The sequence below is a fragment of the Halorubrum sp. SD626R genome, assembly GCF_001261915.1.
Lineage (GTDB): Archaea > Halobacteriota > Halobacteria > Halobacteriales > Haloferacaceae > Halorubrum.
Window position 1 is genome coordinate 1 of the sequence record NZ_CVRT01000050.1, and the last position, 7,585, is coordinate 7,585.

Annotated in this window: 9 protein-coding genes; 3 read left to right on the forward strand and 6 right to left on the reverse strand. The window is 70.5% G+C overall.

Annotated features, from left to right (window positions below):
- Nucleotides 1–216 precede the first annotated feature (216 nt).
- The gene (locus SD626R_RS04280; RefSeq protein ID WP_092563978.1) at nucleotides 217–1,236 is read left to right on the forward strand and encodes an aldo/keto reductase; all 1,020 of its coding nucleotides are present in this window, start codon (nucleotides 217–219) and stop codon (nucleotides 1,234–1,236) included.
- A gap of 100 nt (nucleotides 1,237–1,336) precedes the next feature.
- Nucleotides 1,337–2,206, forward strand: coding sequence for a M14 family metallopeptidase (locus SD626R_RS04285; RefSeq protein WP_092563981.1), 870 nt, complete (start codon nucleotides 1,337–1,339; stop codon nucleotides 2,204–2,206).
- 7 nt (nucleotides 2,207–2,213) lie between these two features.
- Here the strand turns inward: SD626R_RS04285 and SD626R_RS04290 are convergent, their stop codons facing one another.
- From SD626R_RS04290 to SD626R_RS04305, 4 genes are all read right to left on the reverse strand, one after another.
- A complete protein-coding gene (locus SD626R_RS04290) occupies nucleotides 2,214–2,591 on the reverse strand; it encodes a DUF5811 family protein (RefSeq protein WP_092563984.1) in 378 nt (125 codons plus the stop codon).
- A 108-nt stretch (nucleotides 2,592–2,699) separates the two neighbouring features.
- Complete coding sequence (locus SD626R_RS04295; protein WP_092563987.1) at nucleotides 2,700–3,857, reverse strand: cobalamin-independent methionine synthase II family protein; 1,158 nt, start codon at nucleotides 3,855–3,857, stop codon at nucleotides 2,700–2,702.
- A gap of 70 nt (nucleotides 3,858–3,927) precedes the next feature.
- Nucleotides 3,928–4,488, reverse strand: coding sequence for a pyruvoyl-dependent arginine decarboxylase (locus SD626R_RS04300; RefSeq protein ID WP_092563990.1), 561 nt, complete (start codon nucleotides 4,486–4,488; stop codon nucleotides 3,928–3,930).
- Between the two features lie 405 nt (nucleotides 4,489–4,893).
- Complete coding sequence (locus SD626R_RS04305; protein ID WP_092563994.1) at nucleotides 4,894–6,114, reverse strand: proteasome-activating nucleotidase Pan2; 1,221 nt, start codon at nucleotides 6,112–6,114, stop codon at nucleotides 4,894–4,896.
- 274 nt (nucleotides 6,115–6,388) lie between these two features.
- Between SD626R_RS04305 and SD626R_RS04310 the strand changes: the two genes are divergently transcribed.
- On the forward strand, nucleotides 6,389–6,949 hold the full coding sequence (locus tag SD626R_RS04310; RefSeq protein WP_092563997.1) for a response regulator: 561 nt from the start codon (nucleotides 6,389–6,391) through the stop codon (nucleotides 6,947–6,949).
- 33 nt (nucleotides 6,950–6,982) lie between these two features.
- Here SD626R_RS04310 and SD626R_RS04315 read toward each other — a convergent pair whose 3' ends face one another.
- Entirely contained in the window at nucleotides 6,983–7,267 is a 285-nt protein-coding gene (locus SD626R_RS04315) for an amphi-Trp domain-containing protein (protein WP_092564000.1), read from the reverse strand.
- A gap of 81 nt (nucleotides 7,268–7,348) precedes the next feature.
- Nucleotides 7,349–7,585 (reverse strand): aminopeptidase (locus SD626R_RS04320; protein ID WP_176697267.1); only part of this gene is annotated, 237 nt, incomplete at its 5' end.

Consider the following 7,585-nt stretch of genomic DNA (forward strand, 5'->3'; position numbering starts at 1 on the left):
CCGCAACCGCAGCCTCACGCCTCCCCAGCCTCGCGGTTCGCGCTCTCCGAGCGCTCACCGCGTCCCTCGCGGACTCCTCGCGGTCGCCGGCGGCGACCGCTCGGAGGCACGCCACCACAATCCGTTTATGAATCTCTTCCGTCGACGGTTCGGTCGCTCTCCGCGGTTCCGACTCCGGAACGCCCTTGCCGTCGCCCCGACCAAGTGGGAGTGAACATGAACCATCGCACGCTCGGAAACGTCGGCGCGGTCAGCGAGGTCGGCTACGGCTCCTGGCAGATCGGGAGCGACTGGGGCGACGTGAGCGAGTCAGAGGCCGTGGAGGCCGTCGAGGCAGCTCGCGGCGCCGGAATCGACTTCTTCGACACCGCCGACGTCTACGGGGACGGGCGCTCGGAACAGATCCTCGGAGAGGTCCTCGAAGACGACGTCGCGCGCGGCGACGTGACGGTCGCCACGAAGGCCGGCCGCCGGCTGGACCCCCACGTCACCGACGGGTACACCGAGGAGAACCTCCGGACGTTCGTCGACCGCTCGCGCGAGAACCTCGGCGTGGAGACGCTGGACCTGGTCCAGCTCCACTGCCCGCCGACCGACGTCTACTACCGACCGGAGACGTTCGACGCGCTCGCGACGCTCGCCGACGAGGGCCGGATCGCGGAGTACGGCGTCAGCGTCGAGCGCGTCGAGGAGGGCCTGAAGGCGATCGAGTACCCGGGCGTCGAGTCGGTCCAGATCATCTTCAACCCCTTCCGCCAGCGCCCGGCCGAGCTGTTCCTCGACGAGGCCGCCGCCCGCGACGTGGGCGTGATCTGCCGGGTGCCGCTCGCCTCCGGCCTGCTGACCGGCGCGCTCTCGCGGGACGCGGAGTTCCCGGAGAACGACCACCGCAACTACAACCGCCACGGCGACGCCTTCGACGTGGGCGAGACGTTCGCGGGGATCCCCTACGAGGCCGGCCTCGACGCGGCCGACGCGCTCGCGGACCGCGCCGACGCGGTCGCCGACGATCCGACCGACGCGACCGGCGACGGCCTCTCGCTCGCCCAGTTTTCGCTCCGGTGGATCCTCGACCACGACGCCGTCTCGACGGTCATTCCGGGGTCGACGACCCCGGAGCACATCCGGTCGAACGCGGCCGTCAGCGATCGCCCGTCGCTCGGTGACGACGCGCACGAGACGGTCCGCGCGGTGTACGACGAGCACGTCCGCGAGCACGTCCACCACCGCTGGTGAGCGGTCGCCGCCGATGAGCGGTCACGGCCGATGAGCGGTCGCCGCCGCCGAGCTCTCGGACGGCCACCCTTTATTATTCGACCGGCTCGTACGGTGTTCCATGGAAACGATCGAGCGCGGGTCGGCCGGCTCGGCTCGCGTCGCGATCGTCGGCGGGATCCACGGCGACGAGCCCGCCGGCGAGCGGATCGTCAGACGACTCGCCGACGAACTCGACGAGGTGGGCACGGGGAGCGGCAGCGTTCGGCTGATCGTCGCCAACGAGCCGGCGTTGGCGGCGGGGACCCGGTACACCGACGCGGACCTGAACCGGGTCTTTCCCGGGGACCCCGACAGCGACGAGTACGAGCGGGCGCTCGCGCCGCGGCTCGCGGCCGAGCTGGAGGGGATGGACGCGGTGCTCGCGCTCCACACCTCGCACAGCGCGCCGCCGCCCTTCGCGATCTACAGCGACCCGACCGACTCCGTGCGCCGGACCGTGACCGGAATGCCCGTGGAGTACGTCGTCGACTCCGGCGAGCTGCGGTCGACGACGCTCGACTCCGTCGTCCCCCACACGGTCTCGATCGAGGTCGGCAGACAGGGGAGCGAGGAGGCGGTCGCGTTCGGCTACGAGGCGTGCCTGGCGTTCCTCCGAGCGCACGGCGCGCTCGACGACGAGCCGCCGACGTTCACCGAGACGACCGTCGTCGCGGGCGACGAGGAGGTGCCGAAGGGCGGCGGCGAGCCGCGCGTCCACTTCGCGAACTTCGAGGCGATCCCGCCCGGGTCGGTGTTCGCCGAGGACGACGTGTACACCCACCGCGTCGAGGAGGAGGGCGTCGTCCCGATCCTCGCGAGCGAGCACGGGTACGAGGAGATATTCGGGATCTACGGCCGCGTACAAAGCGTCATGAAGCCGCCGGGAGAGGCGTCGGCCGAGGGGGAGTCGACGGAAGACGCATCGACACGAGAGGAGTCGGCCGAGTAGCCCGGACTCACTTCGCGGTCGGCGTGACGTCGCCGACGGCGTCCATCACCTGCATCGCGGCGCTGGCGGCCAGCCCGCGGGCGACCTCGTCGGTGTCGGCGTCGGCGATGCCGGCCTCCAGCTCGTCGGGGTCGGGCGTGAAGCCGGCCGAAACGGGGTGGCCGGCCGGGGGGTTGACCGCGACGGTCGCCTGCGGCCCGTTCGAGCCGACCGAGAGCTCGGAGCCGACGGCGTAGCTGTCCGGGAGGTACGACTCGGTTCGCGAAACGATTCCGGCGACCGCGCGCCGGAGGCGCCGTTCTTGGTCGGGGGAGAGGTCGACGGCCGCGGGCTCGCCCGCGTTCGTCACGCCCGGTGCCCCGGCGTACGGGTTGTTGCCGTTCATCGAAGACACGCCTCGTACGCGGAGGCGGTTCAAAAAGGCGTCGGCGAGGGCGATCCGGCCGAGCGGCCCGCTGCCGCCCCTCGCGAGACCGCTCCGCGTCGGAGCCGCTCAGCCGCGAATCCGCTCGGTCGCGATCCCGGCCCCCTCGTCGAGCGCCTCCAGCTTCGCCCACGCGATCTCGGGGTCGACCATGCCGAGCCCGGCCTGTGTCCCGAACCCGCAGTCGGGCGCGGCGACGAGCGGCGTCCCGTCCGCGACCGCGTCGGCGACGCGCTCCAGCCGGTCCGCGACCGTCTCGGGGTGGTCGATGACGTTCGTCTTCACGTCGACGACGCCCGGGATCAGCGTCCAGCCGTCGGGGACCGGGTGCTCGGCGAACGCGCGGTACTCGTGCTGGTGGCGGGGGTTCGCCTGCTCGACGCTGAGCCCGGAGATGTCGGCCTCGTAGATCGCCGGGAGCATGTCCGCGAGGTCGGTGTCGAGGTGGTGGGGCCCCTCGTAGCTTCCCCAACAGGTGTGGAGCCGGACCCGCTCGGCGGGGATCCCGGAGAGCGCCTCGTTGAGCGCCTGCACATGGAGCCGCGTCGCCCCCTGTACCTCTTCGAGGGGCTCGTCGGCGTACGCCGCCGTGTGGCCGACGGTGAGCAGCTCGGGCGCGTCGATCTGGAGAGTGAAGCCGGCGTCGGCGACGATCTCGTACTCCTCGGCCATCGCGTCGGCGACGGCGAACAGGTACTCCTCGTAGTCGCCGTAGTGGTCGTCGACGTGGGTGGCGGTGACGACGCTCGGCGACGCCGCGGTGACGAACTCCCCCTCGAAGTCGGCGTCGGCCGCGTCGAGCGCGTCGCGGAACTCGGCGAGCTCCGCCTCCGCCTCCTCGCGCCCGGTGTACTCGACGGGCCCGGTGACGACGGGGTGTTGCGAGAGGTCGATCACGTCCGTCTTGAACGTCTCCTCGGCGTAGCTCGGGAACTCCTGGAGGTCCGCCCACAGCTCCTGTTCGCGCGTCCCCTCGATGCCGCTGAGTCGGTCCGCGACGTACCAGTTGAAGGAGACGCGCGACTGCTCGCCGTTGTTGGCCACGTCGACCCCCGCCTCGGCCTGTCGCTCGATCACGTCGCGCGTGGCCGCCGCGACGGTCTCGCCCCACTCCTCGTCGTCGACCGGTTCGCCCTCTTGGCGCCGCGTGAGGAGGTCGAGCAGCGCTGGCGGTCGCGGGAGGCTGCCGATGTGCGTCGTCGGAATTCGGTCGTCGTTCGCCGTCATTGCTACCTCAGTGTCCCGGTTCGCGCCGCCTAAAGTCCGCGGAACCCGCAACCCCGCTCGGCGCCGCCCGCTACCCGTCCGACGGCGACAGGATCGGCTCCGACTCCCCGTACGCGGCGATCACGACCGCGGTCGTGTACCGGCCCGGCTCCGAGGCCGCCGTCTCCACGCGTATCTCCCGCTCCGGTAAGTCCCAGTCGCGCAGCTCCCCGCCGGCGTCCAGCCCGGCCTCGATCCGCTCGCGGACGTCGTCCGGATCCTCGCCCGTCACCTCGTAGAAGAGTCCGGGGCCGGGGCCCGTCGCCCAGCCGAGCCCGGCGGCCACGTCGGGGCGCCGGCGCGGGGCGCGCTTCGACTCCACGTCTTCCGCGCCGGAGCGACCCCCTTCGCGGAAGTCCACCTCGTCGTCCGGGCCGACGGTCCGGCGCGCCTCGACCACGGTGAGGCGATTCCCGGCCGGGCCGAGGTCGGGAGCCTCCTCGACCGCCTCGACGGTCGCTTCCGCCGGAACCACGGAGGAGACCGCCACGAGGTTGTAGTTGTGGAGGCTCGCGTCCGCGAGCGCGGCGTCGTAGGAGGCCATCGCCGTGTCGGCGACCCCGACGCCGCCGGCGACGTGGATGGTGTTCATCGAGGTGAAGTCGGCGGCGCGGGAGGTAAGAGGTTACGAACCGACCACGGTGGCGCGTGCCTGCGAGGCCGCTCTGCGGCCGAGCAGCACGCGCGAGGGACGCCGCGAACGCCCGTAGGGCGTAAGCGGCGAGGCTGGGGAGGCGTGAGGCGCGGCTGCCGTGCGGGGTGGGACTCAAAGGGGCAGCCGCGAGGACGACGCACGGCGACTGAAGCACCGCAGCGAGTGAGCGAAGCGAACGAGCGGGGAGCTCACCGAGCCGCGCGAGTCCTCGCGGCTGGGGCTTTGAAGATGATCTCACCCACGAGAGCGACGTACCTGAGCGGCTGGAGTTTTAAATTCGCTTACCGCGGGCCTACCGTTTTCAATCTCGAAGAACCCGAGAACTACCCCCGATCCGAGCTTCTAGTACTGGTAGTTGATGACCTGCTCGTCCTTCTCCGCGTCCCGCAGCTTGTCGCGGGCCGCCTCGAAGTCGGCCTGCGTGACCTCGGTCCGACCGTCGCGGATCGCGAACATCCCGGCCTCGGTCGCCAGCGAGGCGATGTCGGCCCCGCTGTACCCCTCCAAGTCCGCGGCGACCTCGGAGACGTCGGTCCCCTCGGCGACGTTCATATGCTGGGTGTGGATCTCCAGGATGCGCGCGCGGCCCTCGGCGTCGGGCTCGGGCACCTCGATGAGGCGGTCGAACCGACCGGGGCGTAAGATTGCCTCGTCGAGCATGTCGAAGCGGTTGGTCGCGGCCATGATCCGCACCTCGCCGCGGTCGTCGAAGCCGTCCATCTCCGAGAGCAGCTGCATCATCGTGCGCTGGACCTCGGCGTCGCCCGACGTCTTCGAGTCCGTCCGCTTGGCGGCGACGGCGTCGATCTCGTCGATGAAGATGACGGCCGGCTCGCGCTCGGCGGCGAGCTCGAACAGGTCGCGGACGAGCCGCGCGCCCTCGCCGATGAACTTCCGGACGAGCTCGGAGCCGGCCATCTTGATGAACGTCGCGTCCGACTCGTTGGCGACGGCCTTCGCGAGCATCGTCTTGCCCGTGCCCGGCGGGCCGTGGAGCAGGACGCCGCTCGGCGGCTCGACGCCGACGGTCTCGAACTGCTCGGGGTTCTCTAAGGGGTCCTCGACGGCCTCGCGGACCTCCCGGATCTGGTCGTCGATCCCGCCGATGTCGGCGTACTCGACGTCCGGAGACTCGGTGACCTCCATCGCTTGGGCGCGGGAGTCGGTCTCGTCGTCGAGCACCTGCTGGACCGCGAACGAGTCGTTTATTGCGACGCGGTCGCCGGGGCGGAGGTCCTCGTCGAGCCGGGTTGACGCCTGCGTCAGCACCTCCTGGTTGTTGCCGTGCTGCTTGATGACGACGCCGTCGTCCGTGATCTCCTCGACCGACGCGATGTACAGCGACGAGGTCTTCAGCACCTCGTTCTCGCGTTTCAGCTCGTCGACGTCGGTCTTCAGCTCGCCGCGGCGGCCCTGCGCGTCGTCGAGCCGCTGCTCCAGTTCCTCGTTCACCTGGAGGATCCGCCGGTAGTGCTGGCGGATCGCTTCGAGCCGCTCCGTCTCGCTCATCTCCGGATCGAGTTCCAGACGGGGGCGGTCGGGCAGTGAGGGGCTGTGAGACATTCGTTGATCATCGATAAGAAGCGCGCGTAAATGTGCCTTTGGGTCACGGCCGTTCGCCGGTCCGACCGCGGAACTCAAACCCCTTCCCGGCCGGGAGCGGAGCGTGCCTCCCCGTCCCCGGCCGGACATCGACGACAGATATCAGAACTGAGAACCGCGGGTCAACGTTTTAACAGGCCCCGTCCGTAGCCCGTGACATGAGCGCACGAACAGCGGTCGATCGCGTCGGTCCGGCGTTCCCGGCTGGCGATTCGCGGGCCGGGGTCCCCCGACCATGAGCGACGAGACGACGGGGGCGACGGTCCTCGCGGTCGACGACGAGCCCGACCTCGCCGAGCTGTACCGGGTGTACCTCGACTCGGCGTACGACGTCCGGGTCGCGACCGGCGGCGAGGCGGCGCTGGAGCGAATGGACGCGTCGGTCGACGTCGTCCTCCTCGACCGACGGATGCCGGACCTGTCCGGCCACGAGGTGCTCTCGGCGATGCGCGAGGCCGGCTACGACGCCCGCGTCGCGATGCTGACCGCGGTCGAGCCCGACGTCGACATCGTCGACATGCCGTTCGACGACTACAAGACGAAGCCGGTGACCAAGGAGGACCTCCTCACGCTCGTGGAGGTGCTGCTCCACCGCGCGGAGTTCGACGAGCACAGCCAGGAGTTCTTCGCGCTGGCGTCGAAGAAGGCCGCCCTGGAGGCCGCCGGCACGACGGGCACCGAGGAGTACGAGGAGATCATCGAGCGCATGGAGGCGGTCCGCGACCGCGTCGACGACACGCTCGACCACCTCTCCGCGCGGGACGCCTTCGTCGAGGTCCCGGGCGGCGTCACGTAGGCCGTTCCGCGGGCCGGGCGCGCCCCGTCCCGCTCACTCGATCTCCAGATCCCCGCCGGAGCCGCCGCTCTCGGCGTCCTCGTCCCACTCCAGCTCGAACTCGACGCTCAGCTCGCCGGGACCGTCGGCGGGTCCCTCGCGCTCCACCTTCACCTCGAAGGTCGGCCGGGTCGGGATCTCCATCGTCACCGACTCCTCGCCCCGCGCGAACGTGACGTCGCTCCCGGACTCCAGCGATTCGACGACGCTCCGGAGGTAGGCGGCGATCTCCTCGCGACTCCGCCGGCTCTCGGACTCGAACAGGACTTCTTCGGGCATAGGCGGACGTACGCCACAGGACCGTATAAACCCGCCCACCGGTTCGAGGTCGCCGGTCTCGACGCCCGAGCGAGGACGCCCTCAGAACCCGTCTTCGAACACGAACGTCCCGTCGCGCTGGACGACCTCGCCGTCGACCTCGATGACGGAGTCCTCGCTCATGTCGACGATCATGTCGACGTGCTCGGCCGACTCGTTGACCTCGTTCTCCTCGCCGACCGTCTCCGGGTACGCCGATCCGACCGCCATGTGGACCGTGTCGCCCATCTTCTCGTCGAACAGCATGTTGTAGGTGAACCGGTCGATCTGGCGGTTCAT